A 19,464-nucleotide genomic window follows, 5' to 3' on the forward strand; every position below is an offset into this window, starting at 1 on the left:
AGCCTCACCAGGTGAACCAGCCGTGCCCGCTGTACCAGTGCCCGCCCGCGCGCAGATGATCGACCACCGCCCGTTCGAGACGCGTCCGGCGCGGCAGACTCTCCACCGGCAGGTCGGGGTCCCCGAACACGAAACGGACCGGCAGGTCGTCCTCGGGTTCGCCGGTGCCGCCGGCGACCCGGAACCGCTCCTGGAACCGGACGATGTTGGAGTCCGCCGGCAGATACCGCCGCAGCTGCGGGTCGAGGAGCCAGGAGTGGCAGCAGCCCGCCGTGTACCGCTCCTCCGGGAAGTGCCGTGCGAAGAAGTCGCGGGCCGACGCCAGCGACCGGTCGCACGCCGTCGGCGTCAGGGGCCCCGCGTAGTCGGGTATGTGCAGGTCCAGGCAGGGCTCCCCGGGCCCCAGGGCAAGGCCCGCCGCCGCCAGCGCGACGCCTTCGCGTCCGCCCACGCGGGACCGCTGGTACTGCAGCCGGCCGAGCTGGAACAGCTCTCCGTGGAAGTGCAGCGAGTACCAGGTCGGCGCGACGAGCCCGCCCACGCCGTACCGCCGGCGGTGCAGCACCAGACCTCGGCCCAGGTCGGCGAGGGTGCGCCGGGAGACGTCGTCGGGAATGCCGCGCTCCCGGTGGTACGCGCGCACGTACGGCAGGGCCGCCACGAAGACGTACACGTGGAAGTAGCGGCCGAGAGGGCCCGAGTCCGGGGGCAGCGGCAGGAGTCTCGGCCCCTTGCCGACCCTCCCCATGTCCCGTACCAACCCGTCGACGCACCGCCCGAGCAGCCAGGTCGCCCCCTCGTCGGCGGCCAGTGCGCGGCGCAGCGCGATCAGGTCGTTGACGTCCTCGTACGGCACGGCGAGATCCAGCAGCGCGTCGAGCAGTTCGTCGTCGGTGTCAGGCAGCCGTGCCCGCACCGGGGCGGCGCTCCCGCTCTCCTCCAGGCTCCCCAGCCAGTCGGCGAGCCTCTCGTCCGCCCGCACCGCGTCCAGCAGCACCTTCGCCTCCCCGTTTCCGTCGGTCTCCTGGGGAAACGCGTGGGACGAGGAGTACGTTTCCGAACAGGACGAGGAGGAGTGGCGTCGATGCGTACCGGCAGTGAACCGACGACAGCGCGCAGTCCTCTGCGGATGCGGCTCTGGCTGAGTGTGTGGGGCCTGATCTGGGCGATCGCCGGGACGGCGGCCTTCGCGATCGTCGGCCGTACCGGCTGGGCCGTCGCCTGCGGGGTGCTGTGGCTGATCGTCACCGTCGACCTGGTGATGGTCGTGCGCCACATCCGTCAGGGGCCGCACTACCAGCCGGGCCGTGACATCCCGCCGTACCCACCGCCGGGGCCCCACCACCCGTAGCGACAGGTGAGTGCCTCAGGAGTCGAACCGGGCCGCTTCCACGTACTGCGGGTTCGGGTCGAGGGCCGCGGCGAGCCGGAAGTGGCGCTTGGCCTGGTCGGGGCGGGCCTGGCGCTGATAGGTGCGGGCCAGGGCGAAGTGCGCGAACGCGTTGTCCGGTTCGCGCTCCAGGACGATGGTGAACTCCAGCTCGGCGGGCCGCAGTTGGGCCGCCGCGAAGAAGGCGCGGGCGCGCAGCAGCCGGGCCGCCGTGTTCTCGGGATGCTCGGCTATGACACGGTCGAGCAGCTTGACCGCGCCCCGCGGGTCATTCGCGGCGAGCAGGTGCTCGGCGGCGCGGAAGTCGATGACATGCGTCTGAGGGCTACGTCCGGTGGAACCGCTGGTCTCGGGCACGGCTGAGTCCTTCCCTTGCTGGGACGGTTCAACGCCCCCCGCGACCTGGCTATTCCTGCGGGTGTTCGGATCCCTCCCGGGACGCGTGGGCCCGGCGGGTGAGGTCCGCCCACACCTCCCGCACCCGTCGCCGCAGGTCGTCGAGGGGGACGTCGTTGTCGACGACGATGTCCGCGATCTCCAGCCGCTTCTCGCGGGTCGCCTGGGCGGCCATGCGCGCGCGGGCGTCCTCCTCGGTCATACCGCGCAGCCGCACCAGACGGTCGAGCTGGGTCTCGGGCGCCGCGTCCACGACGACCACCAGGTCGTAGAGCGGGGCGAGGCCGTTCTCGGCGAGCAGGGGGACGTCGTGGACGACGACGGAGTCCTCGGCGGCGGCGGTCTCCAGCTCTCTGGAGCGGGCGCCCACCAGGGGGTGCACGATCGCGTTCAGCGCGGCGAGCTTCTCCGGGTCCGCGAACACGACGGAGCCCAGCTTGGGGCGGTCCAGACTGCCGTCCGGCGCGAGGACGCCCTCGCCGAAGGTCTCGACGACCGCCGCGAGCCCGGGGGTGCCCGGTGCGACGACCTCACGCGCGATACGGTCCGCGTCGATCAGCACGGCGCCGCACTCCACCAGCAGCCGTGACACCTCGCTCTTGCCGGCGCCGATGCCGCCGGTCAGGCCCACTTTCAGCATGCCCGGCAGCTTAGGCCCTGCCACTGACACACCTGAAGAGCGGGCCCGGGAGGGCTCAGCCGGCTCAGCCGTCGCCCTCCCGCTCCGCCAGGAACTTCTCGAACTCCCGCCCGATCTCGTCGGCGGAGGGGATGTCGACGGGCTCGGCGAGCATGTTGCCCCGGGTCTCGGCGCCCGCGGCGGCGTCGTACTGGTGCTCAAGGCCCTGCACGAGGGCGACCAGTTCCTCGTCGCCCTCCCGGATCTGCCGGTCGATCTCCGTCTGCGTGCGGTGCGCCTCGGTGCGCAGGGCGTGCGCGACGGTGGGCAGCACCAGTCCGGTGGCGGCCGTGACGGCCTCAAGAACGGTCAGAGCGGCGTCCGGGTAGGGCGAGCGGGCGATGTAGTGCGGGACGTGAGCGGCGACGCCCAGCACGTCGTGTCCGGCCTCCATGAGGCGGTACTCCACCAGGGACTCGGCGCTGCCGGGTACCTGCGCCTCCTCGAAGGGGCTGCGGTGGCCGGGGACGAGCTCGGCCCGGTTGCCGTGCGGGGTGAGGCCGACCGGGCGGGTGTGCGGGACGCCCATGGGGATGCCGTGGAAGTTCACCGAGAGCCGGACACCGAGCCGCTCCACGATCTGCTGGACGGCGGCGGCGAAGCGTTCCCACTCCACGTCCGGTTCGGGGCCCGACAGCAGCAGGAACGGCGCTCCGGTGGTGTCCTGGACGAGCCGCACCTCCAGGGCCGGCACCTCGTAGTCGCTCCAGCGGTCGCGCTTGAACGTCAGCAGCGGGCGGCGGGCGCGGTAGTCCACGAGCCGGTCGTGGTCGAAGCGGGCCACCACCTGGTGGGGCAGTGAGCCGAGGAGCCGTTCGACGATCTGGTCGCCCGTCTCTCCCGCGTCGATGTATCCGTCGAAGTGGTAGAGCATGACAAGTCCCGCCGACTCCTGGGCGAGTGCCATGTCGACGACTGCCAGGCCTTTCGGCTCCCATGCGTACAAACCCTGCGGATCAAGCACTGTGACCGCTCCTCCTCGTGTTCGTACTGCACAACGCGGGGCGGAGGCCCGGCATTCCCGGGAGCGTGAACACCTCGGCGGGGACGTCCAGTTCATGACGCACCTCGGGCCCGCGTCCAGGAAGGACGCGGGCCCGAGGTGGTGTCGGCTAGTTCTCAGCCGTGTGCGTTCAGCTCTGGCCGCCGGCCAGCTTCTCGCGGAGGGCCGCCAGGGCCTCGTCCGAAGCCAGGGCACCGGAGGTGTCCGCGCCCTCGGAGGAGTAGGAGCCACCACCCGCGGCCGGAGCCGCACCCGCGGCGTCGCCGCCCTCGGCCGCGGCAGCGGCGTCGGCCTCGCGGGACTTGATGACCTGGGCCTGGTGCTGCTCGAAGCGCTGCTGCGCCTCGGCGTACTGGCCCTCCCAAGCCTCGCGCTGGGTCTCGTAGCCCTCGAGCCAGTCGTTGGTCTCGGGGTCGAAGCCCTCGGGGTAGATGTAGTTGCCCTGGTCGTCGTACGACGCGGCCATGCCGTACAGCGTCGGGTCGAACTCGACCGAGGCCGGGTCCGAACCGAAGGACTCGTTGGCCTGCTTCAGCGAGAGGCTGATGCGACGGCGCTCGAGGTCGATGTCGATGACCTTGACGAAGATCTCGTCGTTGACCTGGACGACCTGCTCCGGGATCTCCACGTGGCGCTCGGCCAGCTCGGAGATGTGGACCAGACCCTCGATGCCCTCGTCCACGCGGACGAACGCACCGAACGGAACCAGCTTCGTGACCTTGCCGGGCACGACCTGACCGATCTGGTGGGTCCGGGCGAACTGCTGCCACGGGTCTTCCTGGGTCGCCTTCAGCGACAGGGAGACGCGCTCGCGGTCCATGTCGACGTCGAGGACCTCGACCGTGACCTCCTGGCCGACCTCGACGACCTCGGAGGGGTGGTCGATGTGCTTCCAGGACAGCTCGGAGACGTGGACCAGACCGTCGACGCCACCCAGGTCCACGAAGGCACCGAAGTTGACGATCGAGGAGACCACGCCGGAGCGGACCTGACCCTTCTGGAGGGTCGTGAGGAAGGTCTGGCGGACCTCGGACTGGGTCTGCTCCAGCCAGGCACGGCGGGACAGGACCACGTTGTTGCGGTTCTTGTCCAGCTCGATGATCTTCGCCTCGAGCTCCTTGCCCACGTAGGGCTGGAGGTCGCGGACGCGACGCATCTCGACGAGGGAGGCCGGCAGGAAGCCACGGAGGCCGATGTCGAGGATGAGACCACCCTTGACGACCTCGATGACGGTACCGGTGACGATGCCGTCCTCTTCCTTGATCTTCTCGATGGTGCCCCAGGCACGCTCGTACTGGGCGCGCTTCTTCGAGAGGATCAGGCGGCCTTCCTTGTCCTCCTTCTGGAGAACAAGGGCTTCGATCTCGTCACCGACGGCGACGACCTCGTTGGGGTCGACGTCGTGCTTGATCGAGAGCTCGCGGCTCGGGATGACACCTTCGGTCTTGTAACCGATGTCGAGCAGGACCTCGTCCCGGTCGACCTTCACGATGACGCCGTCGACGATGTCGCCGTCGTTGAAGTACTTGATCGTCTCGTCGATCGCGGCGAGGAAGGCTTCCTCGTTACCGATGTCGTTGACCGCTACCTGCGGGGTGGTGGCGGTGGTCTCGGTGCTGCTCGTCATGTGGGAAAGGGCTCCGGTACGGACAGTGAGTCGTAGGTACTGCTACGCCGGGAGCCCGTATCGCTCTGAAGAAGCCGGACAGCCAAGGAAGCGCCACATGAGGCAAAGCCGGTGGCGCCTCGAAAACCGAGGGGACATACAACAGATGCGAGCGCAGCCTGCTACGTCTGAGGTGCGCAGGCCCGCAGCGCAACTTGTAGCATACGGGGGCAGCCAGGCAGGGTCAATGCGCGAAGGCGCACACCCGGGGCGGAACGCCGCATACCCGGCACAAAACCTGTCCCTTGAGGCCACGCAGGCCTGGGAGACCCCTTTCGTGTCACCGCCGGAGCGGGTCGCGGCACGCAGGTTACGGAAGAGTACGACGAGGGAGCCGATCATCCAAGAGCCCGAAGTCCACGAAACCGCCGGGACCGACGAGGCCTCCGGTGCCGCCGGGACCGATGAACCGGAGGCCACCCGCCGCGACGCCGGGGTGACGGAGAGTTCCCGGGCCAACCGGGGCTGGTGGGACCGGAACGCCGACGACTACCAGGTCGAGCACGGCACGTTCCTCGGCGACGACCGTTTCGTGTGGGGCCCGGAGGGGCTCGACGAGATCGAGGCGGAGCTGCTGGGGCCGCCGGAGGAGCTGAAGGGCAAGGACGTCCTGGAGATCGGCGCCGGTGCCGCGCAGTGCGCGCGCTGGCTGGCCGCCCAGGGTGCCCGTCCGGTGGCCCTGGACCTCTCCCACCGCCAGCTGCAGCACGCGCTGCGCATCGGCGGGTCCTTCCCCCTGGTGTGCGCCGACGCCGGCGATCTGCCGTTCGCCGACGCCTCCTTCGACCTGGCGTGCTCGGCGTACGGGGCGCTGCCCTTCGTCGCCGACCCGGTGCGGGTACTGCGGGAGGTCCGCCGCGTCCTGCGCCCCGGGGGCCGTTTCGTCTTCTCGGTGACCCATCCGATCCGCTGGGCCTTCCCCGACGAGCCCGGCCCGGAGGGGCTGTCCGTCTCCGGCTCCTACTTCGACCGCACGCCGTACGTCGAGCAGGACGAGGCGGGGAACGCGGTCTACGTCGAGCATCACCGCACGGTCGGCGACCGCGTCCGGGACGTCGTCGCGGCGGGCCTCCGGCTGGTCGACCTGGTCGAGCCGGAGTGGCCCGCCTGGAACACCTCCGAGTGGGGCGGCTGGTCCCCGCTGCGCGGCAACCTGATCCCGGGCACGGCGATCTTCGTGTGCGAGCGGGACTGAGTCGGGCACGCGACACACTGGGGGCGTGATCCGTTACGACGCCCTGGACGCGCTGCCCGTGCGCGGCGCCCTGCCCGCGCTGGACGACGCCCTGGAAGCGCACGGCACCGCCGTCCTCGTCGCGCCGCCCGGGACGGGCAAGACGACGCTGGTGCCGCTCGCCCTGGCGGGCCTGCTGGGCGGCGGTCCGGTACGGCGGGTGGTCGTCGCCGAGCCGCGGCGGATCGCGGCGCGGGCGGCGGCCCGGCGGATGGCGTGGCTGCTGGGCGAGCAGGCCGGCGACAGCGTCGGCCACACGGTGCGCGGCGAACGGGTCGTGGGACCACGCACGCGCGTGGAGGTCGTCACGACCGGTGTACTGCTGCAACGGTTGCAGCGGGACCAGGAGTTGCCGGGTGTCGACGTCGTCGTGCTCGACGAGTGCCACGAACGGCATCTGGACGCGGACACGGTCGCGGCGTTCCTGCTCGACGTGCGGGCGGCGCTGCGGCCCGAGCTGCGGCTGGTGGCGGCGTCGGCGACGACCGACGCGGACGGCTGGGCACGGCTGTTGGGCGGGGCGCCGGTGGTGGCGGCCGAGGGAGTGTCGTACCCGGTCGAGGTCGTGTGGGCGCCGCCGGCGCGTCCGGTACGGCCGCCGCACGGGATGCGCGTGGACCCGGCGGCGCTGACGCACGTCGCGTCGGTGGTGCGGCGGGCGCTGGCCGAACGGGAGGGCGACGTCCTGTGCTTCCTGCCGGGGGTGGGCGAGATCGCGCGCGTGGCGGGGCAGTTGGGCGGGCTCGGTGACGTGGAGATACTCCAGGTGCACGGGCGGGCGCCGGCCGCCGTGCAGGACGCGGTGCTGGCGGGCGGGGAGCGGCGCCGGGTGGTGCTGGCGACGTCGGTGGCCGAGTCGTCGCTGACGGTGCCCGGGGTGCGGGTGGTCGTCGACTCCGGGCTCGCGCGGGAGCCGCGGGTCGACCACGCGCGGGGCCTCGGCTCGCTGACGACGGTGCGGGCCTCGCAGGCGGCCGGACGGCAACGGGCCGGGCGGGCCGGGCGCGAGGCCCCCGGCGCCGTCTACCGGTGCTGGGCGGAGGCCGAGGACGCCCGTCTGCCGCGCTTCCCCTCGCCGGAGATCAAGGTGGCCGATCTGACGGCGTTCGCGTTGCAGGCGGCCTGCTGGGGCGATCCGGAGGCCACGGGGCTCGCCCTTCTGGACCCGCCGCCGGGCGGGGCGATGGCGGCGGCGCGGAACGTGCTCTCGGCGATCGGTGCGGTCGACTCCGCGGGCCACGCCACGGATCGGGGTGTACGCATGTCCCGCCTGGGCCTGCATCCCCGGCTGGCCCGGGCCCTCCTGGACGCGGCGCCGCTGGTGGGCGCCGAGCTCGCGGCGGAGGTCGTGGCGCTGCTGAGCGAGGAGCCGCCCCGGGAGTACGGCGACGACCTGGCCGCCGCGTTGCGAGGCGCCCGGCTCGGGGGCGACGCCTACGCGGCCCGCTGGCGCGCGGAAGCCCGGCGACTGCGGACCGCGTCGCCGCCCGCGCCCGCGGCAGGTGCCGGGGGCGATCACGCGGCCGGAGTGGTGACCGCGCTGGCGTTCCCGGAGCGGGTGGCCCGACGGGACGACGGGACGTTCCTCATGGTCTCCGGGACCCGGGCCGAGGTGTCGGAGGCGTCCGGGCTGCGAGGAGTGGGCTGGATCGCCGTCGCCGTCGCCGACCGGGCGGTGGGGAGCGGGCACGCGCGCGTGCGGCTCGGGGTCGCGATCGACGAGGGGGTCGCCCGGGAGGCGGCCGGGGAGCTGTACCGCCGGGACGAGGAGGTCGTGTGGCGGGACGGGGACGTCGTGGCGCGGCGGGTGGAGCGGCTGGGGGCCGTGGAGTTGGCGGTGCGACCGTTGCGGGACGCGACGCCCGCACGCGTACGCCAGGCGTTGCTGGAGGGGTTGCGGACCGAGGGGTTCGGGCTGTTGCGGTGGTCCCAGGACGCGACAGGGCTGCGGCAGCGGCTGGCGTTCCTGAGGGAGCGGCTCGGTGAGCCGTGGCCGGACGTGTCCGACGGCGCCCTGCACGCGCGCGTGGAGGAATGGTTGGAGCCCGAGTTGAGCCGGGCCCGGCGGCGGGCCGACCTCGGGCGGATCGATGCCGGGGCGGGGCTGAGGCGGCTGCTGCCGTGGGCCACGGGGGACGCCGTACGGCTGGACGAGCTGGCGCCCGAGCGGATCGAGGTGCCGAGCGGTTCGCGGATCCGGGTGGACTACGCGCGGCCCGAACAGCCGGTGCTGGCGGTGAAGTTGCAGGAGATGTTCGGGCTGCGGGAGTCGCCCGTGCTGGCCGGGGTGCCCGTGCTGGTGCATCTGCTGTCCCCCGCCGGGCGGCCCGCCGCCGTCACCGCCGACCTCGCCTCGTTCTGGCGGGACGGGTACCGGGCCGTGCGGGCGGAGCTGCGGGGCCGGTACCCGAAGCATCCGTGGCCGGAGGACCCGGCGACGGCGGAGCCCACCCGGTACACCAACGCGCGGCTCAGGCGCTGACCGGCTCGGACGCCGGGGGCTTCGCGGACTCCGGTTCGCCGGGCCTGCGGCCGCGGGCCTCGACGTAGAGGGCGAGGGCGAGGAGCAGCAGGCCGAGTCCCAGGAATCCCCAGGGGAGGTAGGAGGTCATGAGCAGGACGAGCAGGCGCTGGGACGTGACCAGGTCGACGGTGTGCTCGATGTAGTCCTCGCGCATCTTCACGTGCCCGGCGAAGGCGGTCACCTTCTCGCGGTCGCCCAGGAGCGTGCCGCCGCGCAGTTCCTCCTTGTGGATCTCCTCGCCGTAGACGGGGCCTCCGGTGACGGGTTCCACCCAGAATTTGCGGACCGTGGTGTACCAGCGGGTGGTGCCGGTCTGGGCGACCGTCTCCCGGGTGATCCCCTCGACGGGCATGACGCGCGGGAAGGGCACCTCGGTCCAGGGGATGGTCTGTTCGAAGTAGTAGACCTCGACGCCGCGGAAGTCCTGGGTGCCCTTGTAGTGGATGGGGGCGGTGATCCTGGCCTGGGCGTCGAAGTACTCGTAGTCCCTCTTCTCCGTGAGGAACGGCCATTTGAATTCCAGGCCCTCCCTCTTCACCGGGTCGCCGTCGACCGTCTCGCCCTTGGCGTGGACGGGTTCCTGGGTGTGGGCGTCGAAGATGTAGCGCTCGGGGATACGGGAGACCATCTCGCCTTCGGGGCCCTGGACGTACGACAGGCCGTCCCAGACGACGACGTCCCGGTCGGTGGTCCTCTCGATCTCCTCGGAGGCCTCCACGTTGCCCTTGAGGGTCTGCACGATGGTGACCTTCGGGACCGTGCGGGCGGTCATCGTGGCGTAGTCGAGGAGGGTGGCGTCCTTCGCCTCCAGGACCATGTCCTGGTACTGGTTCGCCGGGATCTTCGCCAGGTTCGGGAACACGTACCAGCGCACCAGTGGGGACAGCGCGGTGAAGAACACGGCGAGCGCGAGCAGGATCAGACCGGCCCTACGGCGCATCTCGGGCCTCCCTCCCTGGCGGTCACGGATGTGCGGGGACCGTCGTCAGCAGTGGCTTCGGGGACGTCTTCCCCGTCGGTGAGCCCAGCGCGGTGAGCGTGAACACCAGGGCGAAGGCGAGGGCGAGACCGGTCGCGGCGGCGATCAGGGCGCGCATACGGACCTCCCGACTACGGGCCCCAGGACGGGAACTGATAGTTCGTCAGATCCGGCACCGTAGCAACGGGCGGGCGAGATGAGAACACGTCGCGCACAGACGACGGCGGCGCCCCTCCCGGAGGAGCGGCGCCGCCGTCGTCTGTGGGACGACCGATCGGGTCAGGACTCGCTGGGGCTCGGCGTCGCCGGCTCGGTCGTGCCGGTCGGCTCCGTCGGCTGGGTCGGCTCCGTCGTCTCGGCCGGGGCCTCCACCTTCAGTTCGAGCGTGAGGGTCGCGCCGCCCTCGGTCTCGATGCGGAGCAGGAACGTGCCGACGGTGTCGTCCGAGTAGAGCTTCGGGAGCTTCAGGAGACCGTCGGCGTCGGTCTGCAGGGCGGTCAGGGAGCGCACGGGGTTGCCCGCCGCGTCCTTGAAGTAGGGGCCCTTGTCGTTCGCGGTGGGGTCGAGGACGGACTTGATCAGGGTCGCCTTGACGGCGACCTTGTCCGCGACCTCGCCCCGGTAGGTGGCCTTGAGCCCGATCTGCTCGGCGAACTCGCCGTTCGTCACGCAGGTCAGCGCGGCCGTGCCGGTGCGGGCGAGGGCGTCGGCCCGGCGGGCGGTGACGGTGACCTTGTGGTCGAGGGCGGTCACGGAGCGGCCCACGACGGTGGACCGGACCGTGACGGTGCCGGTCTTCTCACCGGCCACGAGCGCCGGGGCGGTGGCCTTGCCCACGCTGTCGGTGATGACGACCGCCACCTTCTCGCCGCCGACGAACGTGGTGTCGGTGTCGCCCACGACGGTGAAGCGGACCCGGACCTTCGCGACGGCCTTGCCGTCCTTGGTCTCGGTGCGGGTGGCGAGCTTGCCGGTGAAGGTGTCCCCGGCCATGGCCGTGAGGTTGGACGCGCCCGCGTTCTCCAGGTGGTGCACGGTGTCCGTGGGGGTGGGCGTCGTCGAGGGCGGCGGTGTGGTGGTGGGCGGCTTCGGGGTGCTGCCACCACCGCCCGGCTCGTTGGTGCCCGGCTTCCCCGGCTTGGACGGATTCGCCGGCTTGGGGCTGGGGCTCGTCGTGGGGCCGCCGCCGTTGCGGCCACCGCTGTTGCCGCTGCCGGTGTTGTTGCTGTTGCCGCCGCTCGGCGTCTGGGGCAGGGAGCCGGTGCCGTCCGGGATCTCGTGGGTGCCCTTGCGGTAGTACTCCAGCCACGTCATGACGGTGTTGTAGTACTCCGTCGAGTTGTTGTAGCTGAGGATCGCGCTGCGCAGGTTGGCGTCGTTCGACAGGTCCCAGTCGAAGCGGCACAGGTAGTGGCCGGCGGCGAGGGCGGCGTCGTAGACGTTGTTGGGGTCCTTGGCACCGTCGTCGTTGCCGTCGCGGCCCGCCCACTCCCAGGTGGAGGGGATGAACTGCATGGGGCCGACCGCGCGGTCGTGCGTGCTGTCGTCGTCGTACGCGCCGTCGTCGGTGTCGGTGATGTTCGCGAAGCCGTTGCCGTTGAGCTGGGGCCCGCGGATCTTCTCGCCGGTCGTCGTGCCCTCGGCGTCGACACGGCCGCCGCTCGCGTGGCCGGACTCCACCTTGCCGATCGCGGCGAGGAGTTGCCAGGGCAGGTTGCAGCCGGGCTTGGACTCGCGCAGGGACGCCTCGGCCTGCTTGTAGGCGTCGAGGACGGTCGCGGGTATGCCGCGCTCGGTGCCGGCGGTGGTACCGGACGTGTCGCCCGTACCCGTCGTCGGGGTGGGGCTGTCGAGGGGCGGGAGGTCCGTGTAGTACCGCGAGTTGCCGGAGGCGGTGTCGTCGGCCTGGGTGCTCATCTCCGGTGAGGGCGAGCCGGTGGTCTGTCTGCCCGCGCCGTCGGTGGTCACTCCCGGGGCCTGCGAGGCGGCCATCGCCGCCACGGTGGCCGCGGCCAGGACGGTGGTGGCCGCCCCCTTGCGGAGCCTCAAACCGAACTGCGCCGCCATTGAGTGAACCCCTCCCGGTGGCCGAACGCCTTGGCGTTCTTCCCGTCTCGTGATGTCTCGGGCATTTCTTCCGGTTTCGCCGGACCGGCTTTCCCGCCCAGGTACACCGACTCCGAAGTTCCGGTCTTGGTTGCCCTGTTCCGGCATTCCATTTCCCGAACTCCGGTGACCACCGCGCCGACCGGCACGACGGCCCAGGCGACCCTACGACAACTTCCGCCGCCCGGACACCCGTTCGTGCCCGATATTCACCGATTGGCCTTATCGGTTTGCTGTCCGTGGGCGTCCTCCCGGGGACGGCGCCCCGGTCGCGCATACTGGCGACCGGTCATCGCCGGGCGATCCGTCCGGCCAAAGTCCGTCACAGGGGGACGACTTGCCCTTCACGCTCAGCCATGCGGCCGCAGTACTGCCCGCCCTGCGGGGGAACGGGACCGGCCGCGGCCCTCTGGTGCCCTCGGTGCTCGTGGCCGGTTCGTTCGCGCCCGACATGACCTACTACGCGGCGAGTGTGCTGCCGGAGGCCATGGAGTTCGGCGATGTCACGCACTCCTTCGCCGGGGTCTTCACCGTGGACGTGCTCGTCACCTGGGCGTTGGTCGGGCTGTGGCTGGTGCTCCGGGAGCCGTTGGTGGCGCTGCTGCCGAGACGGCGGCAGGGCAGGGTGGCCGCGCTGGTGCGGTGCGGGACGGGGGCGCGGCAGTTCAGCGCGTCGGTGGCGCTGTGGTGGTACGTCTCGGCCGCCCTCGGTTCCCTGACGCATGTGGTGTGGGACGCGTTCACGCATCTCGACCGGTGGGGGATGCGGCTCTTCCCCGTCCTCGGCGAGGAGATCGCGGGCTCGCCGCTCTACTGGTACCTCCAGTACGGGGGCTCCGCGGTCGCGGCGGTCGTGCTCGCCGTCTTCGTCGTGCGGGCGCTGCGCCGGCAGCCGGCGGGCGAGCCCGTGGGCGTGCCGGTGCTCTCCTCGGCCGACCGGTGGGTGGCGGGCGTCGTCATCGGTGGGTGCGCGCTCGTCGCGGCGGTGCAGCGGGTGGCCCGGTGGTGGGCGCACTGGGGGTCGGTCGCCAAGCCGTACGAGGTGATCCCGACGGTGTGCTTCGGGGCGGGCGCCGGGCTGGTGGTCGGCGTGATCCTCTACGGGGTCGGGGTCAGGGTGCGGCGCCCGGCTCCTGCCGTTGCGGCGCCCGCAGCCGACGCGGAGGCGGACAGTTCGGTCCGCCGCTGAGCGCGGGGCGCCGGGGCGGGGCTCCGCTGGGGATGCGGGGTCTGGCGGCGCGGGGGGCGTAGGGCGGGACGTGGCCGAGGAGGGCCGCGAGGGGGTGGGTCAGCGGCCAGGGGTAGAGGCTGTGCGGCCGCCGGACGCGGGGGCGGGTCCAGGGGCCCCGGGTGAGGCGGGATCGCACCCCTGACAGGCGGGTGGCAGCTGTCGCTGTACGACGGCGGAGCGTGCGTATGCCCATGCGGGCATCCTTACGGCTGCGCTCCGCGGGGGGCGCGGTGGTGGGGGCCGGTCGGGTGAGTGCGGGGGGGTGTGGGGCCGCGTTCGGGTGCGGGTCCGGTGGGGCTTCTCGCGCAGTTCCCCGCGCCCCTGAAAAAGCAGGGGCTGCGCCCCCTGCCTTTTCGGCCCGAAAGGCCGCAGGCCCGCGAGGGCCTGCGGCCTTGCAGGGGCGCGGGGAACTGCGCGACCAGCCCCCACGCACCCGCACCAGAACGACGCACCCCGCCCCTACCCCTGCGGGGCTAGTGCGCCGCCGACTCCCAGTCCGGGCCGTGGCCCACCGAGACGTCCAGGGGGGCCAGCAGGTGGACCGCGTTGGACATTTCGTGGCGGAGGAGTTGTTCGGTGCGTTCGCGTTCGCCGGGGGCGATCTCCAGGACGATTTCGTCGTGGACCTGGAGGAGCATGCGGGAGGCGAGGCCCGCCTCATCCAGCGCGCGGCCCACGTTGAGCATCGCGATCTTGACGATGTCGGCGGCGGTGCCCTGGATCGGCGCGTTCAGAGCCATCCGCTCCGCGGCCTCGCGACGCTGACGGTTGTCGCTGTTGAGGTCGGGGAGGTAGCGGCGGCGGCCGAAGAGCGTCGCCGTGTAGCCCGTGGCCCGCGCCTCGTCCACGACCCGGCGCAGATAGTCCCGCACCCCGCCGAACCGCTCGAAGTACGCGTCCATCAGGGCTCGCGCCTCGCCCGCCTCGATGTTCAGCTGCTGGGAGAGGCCGAACGCGGACAGCCCGTAGGCCAGGCCGTACGACATCGCCTTGATCTTGCGGCGCATCTCGGCGTCGACGGCGGACTGCTCGACGCCGAACACCTGCGCGGCCGCCGTGGTGTGCAGGTCCTCGCCCGAGGTGAACGCCTCGATCAGGCCCGCGTCCTCGGAGAGGTGGGCCATGACGCGCAGTTCGATCTGGCTGTAGTCCGCCGTCATCAGCGACTCGAACCCCTCGCCGACGACGAAGCCGCGGCGGATGGCCCGGCCCTCGTCGGTGCGGACGGGGATGTTCTGCAGGTTCGGGTCGACGGAGGAGAGACGGCCCGTGGCGGCGACCGTCTGGTTGAAGGTGGTGTGGATCCGGCCGTCCGCGGCGATCATCTTGATCAGGCCCTCGACGGTGACCCGGAGCCTCGCCTGCTCGCGGTGCCGGAGCATGATGACCGGCAGTTCGTTGTCCGTCTGGCCCGCCAGCCAGGCGAGGGCGTCCGCGTCCGTGGTGTAGCCCGTCTTCGTGCGCTTGGTCTTGGGCAGGCCCAGCTCGCCGAAGAGGACCTCCTGGAGCTGCTTGGGCGAGCCCAGGTTGAACTCGTGCCCCGCCGCCGCGTGCGCCTCCTTCACCGCCTGCTGGACGGCGCCCGCGAACATCTGCTCCATGGTCTCCAGGTGGGCCCGGTCCGCCGCGATGCCGTGGCGCTCCATCCGGGCCAGCAGCGCGGAGGTGGGCAGCTCCACGTCACGCAGCAGCTCCGTCGCGCCGACCTCCTCCAGCCGCTCCCCGAAGGCCTCGCCCAGGTCGAGGATCGCGCGGGCCTGCACCATCAGCGCGTCGGCCTCGGCGCCCTCGTCCGCGCCGAAGGCCAGCTGGCCGTCGGCCGTGGCGGCCGGCGCCAGCTCGCGGCCCAGGTACTCCAGGGAGAGCGCGTCCAGGTCGAAGGAGCGGCGGCCCGGCTTGACCAGGTAGGCGGCGAGCGCGGTGTCCATGGAGACGCCGTCCACGCTCCAGCCGTGCTCGGCGAAGACCCGCATCGCGCCCTTGGCGTTGTGGAACACCTTCGGCCGGGCGATGTCGGCGAGCCAGGTCGCCCATGCCGTCTCGTCGGTCTCGTCCAGCTGCGTCGGGTCGAACCAGGCGGCCGCTCCCCCGGCGGCGGCGAGCGCGACCTCGGCGACCGAGCCGGTGCCGAGCGCCCAGGTGTCGACCGTGGCGACGCCGAGGACGTCCGTGCCGTGCTCGGCGAGCCAGGGGGCCAGCTCGCCGGAGGCGAGGACCGTGCCGTCCACCGCGACGCCGGGGGCGGCCGGCGAGGCGGCGTCGGCCTCCTCGGCGCCCGGGTCGACGGCGAGCAGGCGCTCGCGCAGCGAGGGGTTGCGGATCTCCAGGGTGTCCAGGACCATCGCGACGGCCTTGCGGTCGTACGCGGCGCGCTCCAGGTCGCCCACGCCCTTGGGCAGTTCGACCGTGCGGACCATCTCGGTGAGGCGGCGGTTGAGCTTGACGGCCTCCAGGTGGTCGCGGAGGTTCTGCCCGGCCTTGCCCTTGACCTCCTCGACGCGCTCGACGAGGTCCGCGAACGAACCGAACTGGTTGATCCACTTCGCGGCGGTCTTCTCGCCGACGCCGGGGATGCCGGGGAGGTTGTCGGACGGGTCGCCGCGCAGGGCCGCGAAGTCCGGGTACTGGGCCGGGGTGAGGCCGTACTTCTCGAACACCTTCTCCGGGGTGAACCGGGTCAGCTCCGAGACGCCCTTCGTCGGGTAGAGCACGGTGGTGTGCTCGCTGACGAGCTGGAAGGAGTCACGGTCGCCGGTGACGATGAGGACCTCGAAGCCCTCGGCCTCGGCCTGGGTGGCGAGGGTGGCGATGACGTCGTCGGCCTCGAAGCCGTCGACGGCGAAGCGGACGGCGTGCATCGCGTCGAGCAGCTCGCCGATCAGCTCGACCTGGCCCTTGAACTCGTCCGGGGTCTTCGAGCGGTTCGCCTTGTACTCGGTGAACTCCTCCGAGCGCCAGGTCTTGCGGGAGACGTCGAACGCGACCGCGAAGTGGGTGGGGGCCTCGTCGCGCAGGGTGTTCGCCAGCATCGACGCGAAGCCGTAGATCGCGTTGGTCGGCTGGCCCGTCGCCGTCGTGAAATTCTCCGCGGGCAGCGCGAAGAACGCGCGGTAGGCCAGCGAGTGCCCGTCCATGAGCATGAGCCGGGGACGGCTGCCGCCGGGGGTGCTGTCGGTCTTCTTCGATCCTGTCTCTGCCACGCCCCCGATCCTGCCACGTACCACTGACACCCGGACCCCCCGTCCCTGTCGCCGCCCGCCCCCGATCACCCTCGTTCCCGTCCGATCGGTCGTGCGAGGATCGGAGGTGTAGCCACCCGTCCGAACAGCACGTGTATGCGATATGGGGAGCAGCCATGGCCGGCAAGGCGCCGAAGAATGATCCGGTTCAGGACGCGCCCCGGGTCGCGGAGCCCCAGCACGCGGCGGCGGGACTGCCGGCGATCGGGCACACCCTGCGGGTCGCGCAGCAGCAGATGGGTGTGAAGCGGACCGCGCTGACCCTGCTGCGGGTCAACCAGAAGGACGGGTTCGACTGCCCGGGCTGCGCCTGGCCGGAGCCGGAGCACCGGCACGCGGCGGAGTTCTGCGAGAACGGCGCGAAGGCGGTCGCCGAGGAGGCCACGCTCCGCCGGGTCACGCCCGAGTTCTTCGCCGCCCACACCGTGGCCGATCTCGCCACCCGCAGCGGTTACTGGCTGGGGCAGCAGGGGCGGCTCACCCACCCCATGTATCTGCCCGAGGGCGGCGACCGGTACGAGCCGGTGTCCTGGGACCGCGCCTTCGACATCGTCGCCGAGGAGCTGAAGGCGCTCACCTCCCCCGACGAGGCCCTCTTCTACACCTCCGGGCGGACCAGCAACGAGGCCGCGTTCCTCTACCAGCTGTTCGCCCGCGAGTTCGGCACGAACAACCTGCCGGACTGCTCCAACATGTGCCACGAGTCGTCGGGCTCCGCGCTCTCCGAGACCATCGGCGTCGGCAAGGGCAGCGTCCTGCTGGAGGACCTCTACCGGGCCGACCTGATCATCGTGGCCGGACAGAACCCCGGGACCAACCATCCCCGGATGCTCTCCGCCCTGGAGAAGGCCAAGGCCGACGGCGCGAAGATCATCACCGTCAACCCGCTGCCCGAGGCCGGCCTGGAGCGGTTCAAGAACCCGCAGACGCCGCAGGGCATGCTCAAGGGCGCCGCCCTCACCGACCTGTTCCTCCAGATCCGCATCGGCGGCGACCAGGCCCTGTTCCGCCTCCTCAACAAGCTGATCCTGGAGACGGAAGGCGCCGTCGACGAGACCTTCGTCGCCGAACACACCCACGGCTTCGAGGAGTTCACCGCAGCCGCCCGCGCGGCCGACTGGGACGAGACGCTCGCGGCGACCGGTCTGACGCGCGAGAAGATCGACGAGGCGCTGCGCATGGTGCTCGCCTCGAAGCGGACCATCGTCTGCTGGGCCATGGGTCTCACCCAGCACAAGCACGCGGTGCCGACCATCCGCGAAGTGGTCAACTTCCTCCTGCTGCGCGGCAACATCGGCCGCCCCGGCGCCGGTGTCTGCCCGGTGCGCGGCCACTCCAACGTGCAGGGCGACCGCACGATGGGCATCTTCGAGCGGCCCGCCCCGGCGTTCCTGGACGCCCTGGAGAGGGAGTTCGGCTTCGCGCCGCCCCGGGAGCACGGCTACGACGTCGTACGGGCCATCAGGGCCATGCGCGACGACAAGGCGAAGGTGTTCTTCGCGATGGGCGGCAACTTCGTCTCGGCGTCCCCCGACACGGAGGTCACGGAGGCGGCGATGCGCCGGGCGCGGCTGACCGTGCACGTGTCGACGAAGCTGAACCGCTCGCACGCGGTCACGGGCGCGCGGGCGCTGATCCTGCCCACCCTGGGACGCACCGAGCGCGATCTCCAGGGCGGCGGCGAGCAGTTCGTGACCGTCGAGGACTCCATGGGCATGGTGCACGCCTCGCGCGGCCGGCTGGAGCCCGCGAGCGGGCAGTTGCTGTCCGAGCCGGCCATCGTGTGCCGGCTCGCCCGCCGCGTCCTCGGCGAGGAGAGCCGGACGCCCTGGGAGGAGTTCGAGAAGGACTACGCGACGATCCGCGACCGCATCGCGCGCGTGGTGCCCGGGTTCGAGGACTTCAACGCGCGCGTGGCCGACCCGTCCGGCTTCGCGCTCCCGCACGCCCCGCGCGACGAGCGCCGCTTCCCCACCGCCACCGGCAAGGCCAACTTCACGGCCGCCCCGGTGGAGTACCCGCGGCTGCCCGAGGGCCGCCTGCTGCTGCAGACGCTGCGCTCGCACGACCAGTACAACACCACCATCTACGGCCTGGACGACCGCTACCGGGGTATCAAGAACGGCCGCCGGGTCGTCCTCGTCAACCCCGAGGACGCGCGGGAGCTGAAGCTCGCCGACGGGTCGTACGTGGACCTGGTGGGCGAGTGGAAGGACGGCGTCGAGCGGCGCGCCCCCGGGTTCCGGGTGGTGCACTACCCGACGGCGCGCGGCTGCGCGGCCGCCTACTACCCGGAGACCAACGTCCTGGTGCCGCTGGACTCCACCGCCGACACCAGCAACACCCCGGCCAGCAAGTCCGTCGTGGTCCGTCTGGAACAATCGTCCACCGACTGAGCGTTTGCTCAGGAGTCCGGCGCTCCTCCGCCGGCGGCGCAGGCGATCGACGACGAACGGAGCCCCATGGGCGAGCAGCACTACGCGAAGTTCCCGCAAGCGGTCATCGACGAGTACGCGAACCTCGGCATCGACCTGGTCGCGATGTTCTCGGCGGGCCACCTGGGCACCCGGATGGGCGTACAGATCGTGGAGGCCTCGGCGGACCGGGTCGTCGGCACGATGCCGGTGGAGGGCAACACCCAGCCGTACGGGCTGCTGCACGGCGGCGCGTCCGCCGTGCTGGCGGAGACGCTGGGCTCGGTCGGCTCCATGCTGCACGCCGGCAGCTCCAAGATCGCCGTCGGTGTGGACCTGAACTGCACCCATCACCGGGGCGCACGGTCCGGCCTGGTGACAGGTGTCGCCACACCGCTGCACCGGGGCCGCTCGACGGCGACGTACGAGATCGTGATCAGCGACGAGGACGGCAAGCGGGTCTGCACCGCCCGGCTGACCTGCCTGCTGCGGGACGCCCCCACCGCCCCGGGCGCGAAGGCCCGGACGGCCGAGTGACCCGTGCGGACGAGGGGCGGGCCCGGGCGGCGACCTGTTCGCCTCTGGTCCGCCGGGGCGCGCAGG

15 protein-coding genes are annotated in these 19,464 nt (G+C 72.0%); 6 read left to right on the top strand and 9 right to left on the bottom strand.

Annotated elements, in window-relative coordinates; all coding sequences use genetic code 11:
- Positions 1 to 4: 4 nt before the first annotated feature.
- The gene (locus tag L3078_RS11735; protein ID WP_239753383.1) at positions 5 to 997 is read right to left on the bottom strand and encodes an acyltransferase domain-containing protein; all 993 of its coding nucleotides are present in this window, start codon (positions 995 to 997) and stop codon (positions 5 to 7) included.
- An 87-nt stretch (positions 998 to 1,084) separates the two neighbouring features.
- Between L3078_RS11735 and L3078_RS11740 the strand changes: the two genes are divergently transcribed.
- The gene (locus L3078_RS11740; RefSeq protein ID WP_239753384.1) at positions 1,085 to 1,351 is read left to right on the top strand and encodes a DUF6343 family protein; all 267 of its coding nucleotides are present in this window, start codon (positions 1,085 to 1,087) and stop codon (positions 1,349 to 1,351) included.
- A gap of 15 nt (positions 1,352 to 1,366) precedes the next feature.
- Here L3078_RS11740 and L3078_RS11745 read toward each other — a convergent pair whose 3' ends face one another.
- The 4 genes from L3078_RS11745 to rpsA all read right to left on the bottom strand — a co-directional run bounded on the left by L3078_RS11745 (position 1,367) and on the right by rpsA (position 5,095).
- Entirely contained in the window at positions 1,367 to 1,747 is a 381-nt protein-coding gene (locus tag L3078_RS11745) for a tetratricopeptide repeat protein (RefSeq protein WP_239753385.1), read from the bottom strand.
- Positions 1,748 to 1,796: 49 nt separating this feature from the next.
- Complete coding sequence (gene coaE, locus L3078_RS11750; RefSeq protein WP_239753386.1) at positions 1,797 to 2,426, bottom strand: dephospho-CoA kinase; 630 nt, start codon at positions 2,424 to 2,426, stop codon at positions 1,797 to 1,799.
- Between the two features lie 64 nt (positions 2,427 to 2,490).
- A complete protein-coding gene (locus L3078_RS11755; RefSeq protein ID WP_239753387.1) occupies positions 2,491 to 3,429 on the bottom strand; it encodes a PAC2 family protein in 939 nt (312 codons plus the stop codon).
- A 169-nt stretch (positions 3,430 to 3,598) separates the two neighbouring features.
- On the bottom strand, positions 3,599 to 5,095 hold the full coding sequence (gene rpsA, locus L3078_RS11760) for a 30S ribosomal protein S1 (RefSeq protein WP_184895379.1): 1,497 nt from the start codon (positions 5,093 to 5,095) through the stop codon (positions 3,599 to 3,601).
- A gap of 316 nt (positions 5,096 to 5,411) precedes the next feature.
- On the opposite strand from rpsA, the gene L3078_RS11765 reads away from it, so the two are divergent.
- Both L3078_RS11765 and hrpB read left to right on the top strand, forming a co-directional pair.
- Positions 5,412 to 6,329 carry a class I SAM-dependent methyltransferase gene (locus tag L3078_RS11765; RefSeq protein WP_239760284.1) on the top strand — a complete coding sequence of 306 codons (918 nt, stop codon included), beginning with the start codon at positions 5,412 to 5,414 and terminating at the stop codon, positions 6,327 to 6,329.
- Positions 6,330 to 6,354: 25 nt separating this feature from the next.
- Positions 6,355 to 8,850: an ATP-dependent helicase HrpB gene (hrpB, locus tag L3078_RS11770; RefSeq protein ID WP_239753388.1), complete on the top strand. Its 2,496-nt coding sequence runs from the start codon at positions 6,355 to 6,357 to the stop codon at positions 8,848 to 8,850.
- Here hrpB and pgfA read toward each other — a convergent pair.
- From pgfA to L3078_RS11785, 3 genes are all read right to left on the bottom strand, one after another.
- Positions 8,840 to 9,832 carry a cell envelope lipid trafficking protein PgfA gene (gene pgfA, locus L3078_RS11775; protein WP_239753389.1) on the bottom strand — a complete coding sequence of 331 codons (993 nt, stop codon included), beginning with the start codon at positions 9,830 to 9,832 and terminating at the stop codon, positions 8,840 to 8,842. The two genes, hrpB and pgfA, sit on opposite strands and share 11 nt — an antisense overlap.
- Before the next feature lie 22 nt (positions 9,833 to 9,854).
- A complete protein-coding gene (locus L3078_RS11780; RefSeq protein ID WP_107072277.1) occupies positions 9,855 to 9,989 on the bottom strand; it encodes an SPW_0924 family protein in 135 nt (44 codons plus the stop codon).
- 161 nt (positions 9,990 to 10,150) lie between these two features.
- A complete protein-coding gene (locus tag L3078_RS11785) occupies positions 10,151 to 11,938 on the bottom strand; it encodes a lytic transglycosylase domain-containing protein (protein WP_239753390.1) in 1,788 nt (595 codons plus the stop codon).
- A gap of 376 nt (positions 11,939 to 12,314) precedes the next feature.
- Between L3078_RS11785 and L3078_RS11790 the strand changes: the two genes are divergently transcribed.
- Entirely contained in the window at positions 12,315 to 13,166 is an 852-nt protein-coding gene (locus tag L3078_RS11790) for a DUF4184 family protein (RefSeq protein ID WP_239753391.1), read from the top strand.
- A gap of 515 nt (positions 13,167 to 13,681) precedes the next feature.
- Here L3078_RS11790 and polA read toward each other — a convergent pair.
- Positions 13,682 to 16,408, bottom strand: coding sequence for a DNA polymerase I (polA, locus tag L3078_RS11795; RefSeq protein WP_239753392.1), 2,727 nt, complete (start codon positions 16,406 to 16,408; stop codon positions 13,682 to 13,684).
- A 155-nt stretch (positions 16,409 to 16,563) separates the two neighbouring features.
- Between polA and L3078_RS11800 the strand changes: the two genes are divergently transcribed.
- Positions 16,564 to 18,843 carry an FdhF/YdeP family oxidoreductase gene (locus L3078_RS11800; protein ID WP_239753393.1) on the top strand — a complete coding sequence of 760 codons (2,280 nt, stop codon included), beginning with the start codon at positions 16,564 to 16,566 and terminating at the stop codon, positions 18,841 to 18,843.
- Positions 18,844 to 18,909: 66 nt separating this feature from the next.
- Positions 18,910 to 19,398, top strand: coding sequence for a PaaI family thioesterase (locus L3078_RS11805; protein WP_239753394.1), 489 nt, complete (start codon positions 18,910 to 18,912; stop codon positions 19,396 to 19,398).
- Positions 19,399 to 19,464: the final 66 nt, after the last annotated feature.

Origin of the sequence: Streptomyces deccanensis (assembly GCF_022385335.1) — a bacterium.
Lineage (GTDB): Bacteria > Actinomycetota > Actinomycetes > Streptomycetales > Streptomycetaceae > Streptomyces > Streptomyces deccanensis.

Coding starts and splice junctions, on each gene's coding strand:
- L3078_RS11740 (WP_239753384.1), top strand. CDS start 1,085: ATGCGTACCGGCAGTGAACCGACGACAGCGCGCAGTCCTCTGCGGATG.
- coaE (WP_239753386.1), bottom strand. CDS start 2,426: ATGCTGAAAGTGGGCCTGACCGGCGGCATCGGCGCCGGCAAGAGCGAG.
- rpsA (WP_184895379.1), bottom strand. CDS start 5,095: ATGACGAGCAGCACCGAGACCACCGCCACCACCCCGCAGGTAGCGGTC.
- pgfA (WP_239753389.1), bottom strand. CDS start 9,832: ATGCGCCGTAGGGCCGGTCTGATCCTGCTCGCGCTCGCCGTGTTCTTC.
- L3078_RS11780 (WP_107072277.1), bottom strand. CDS start 9,989: ATGCGCGCCCTGATCGCCGCCGCGACCGGTCTCGCCCTCGCCTTCGCC.
- L3078_RS11785 (WP_239753390.1), bottom strand. CDS start 11,938: ATGGCGGCGCAGTTCGGTTTGAGGCTCCGCAAGGGGGCGGCCACCACC.
- L3078_RS11800 (WP_239753393.1), top strand. CDS start 16,564: ATGGCCGGCAAGGCGCCGAAGAATGATCCGGTTCAGGACGCGCCCCGG.
- L3078_RS11805 (WP_239753394.1), top strand. CDS start 18,910: ATGGGCGAGCAGCACTACGCGAAGTTCCCGCAAGCGGTCATCGACGAG.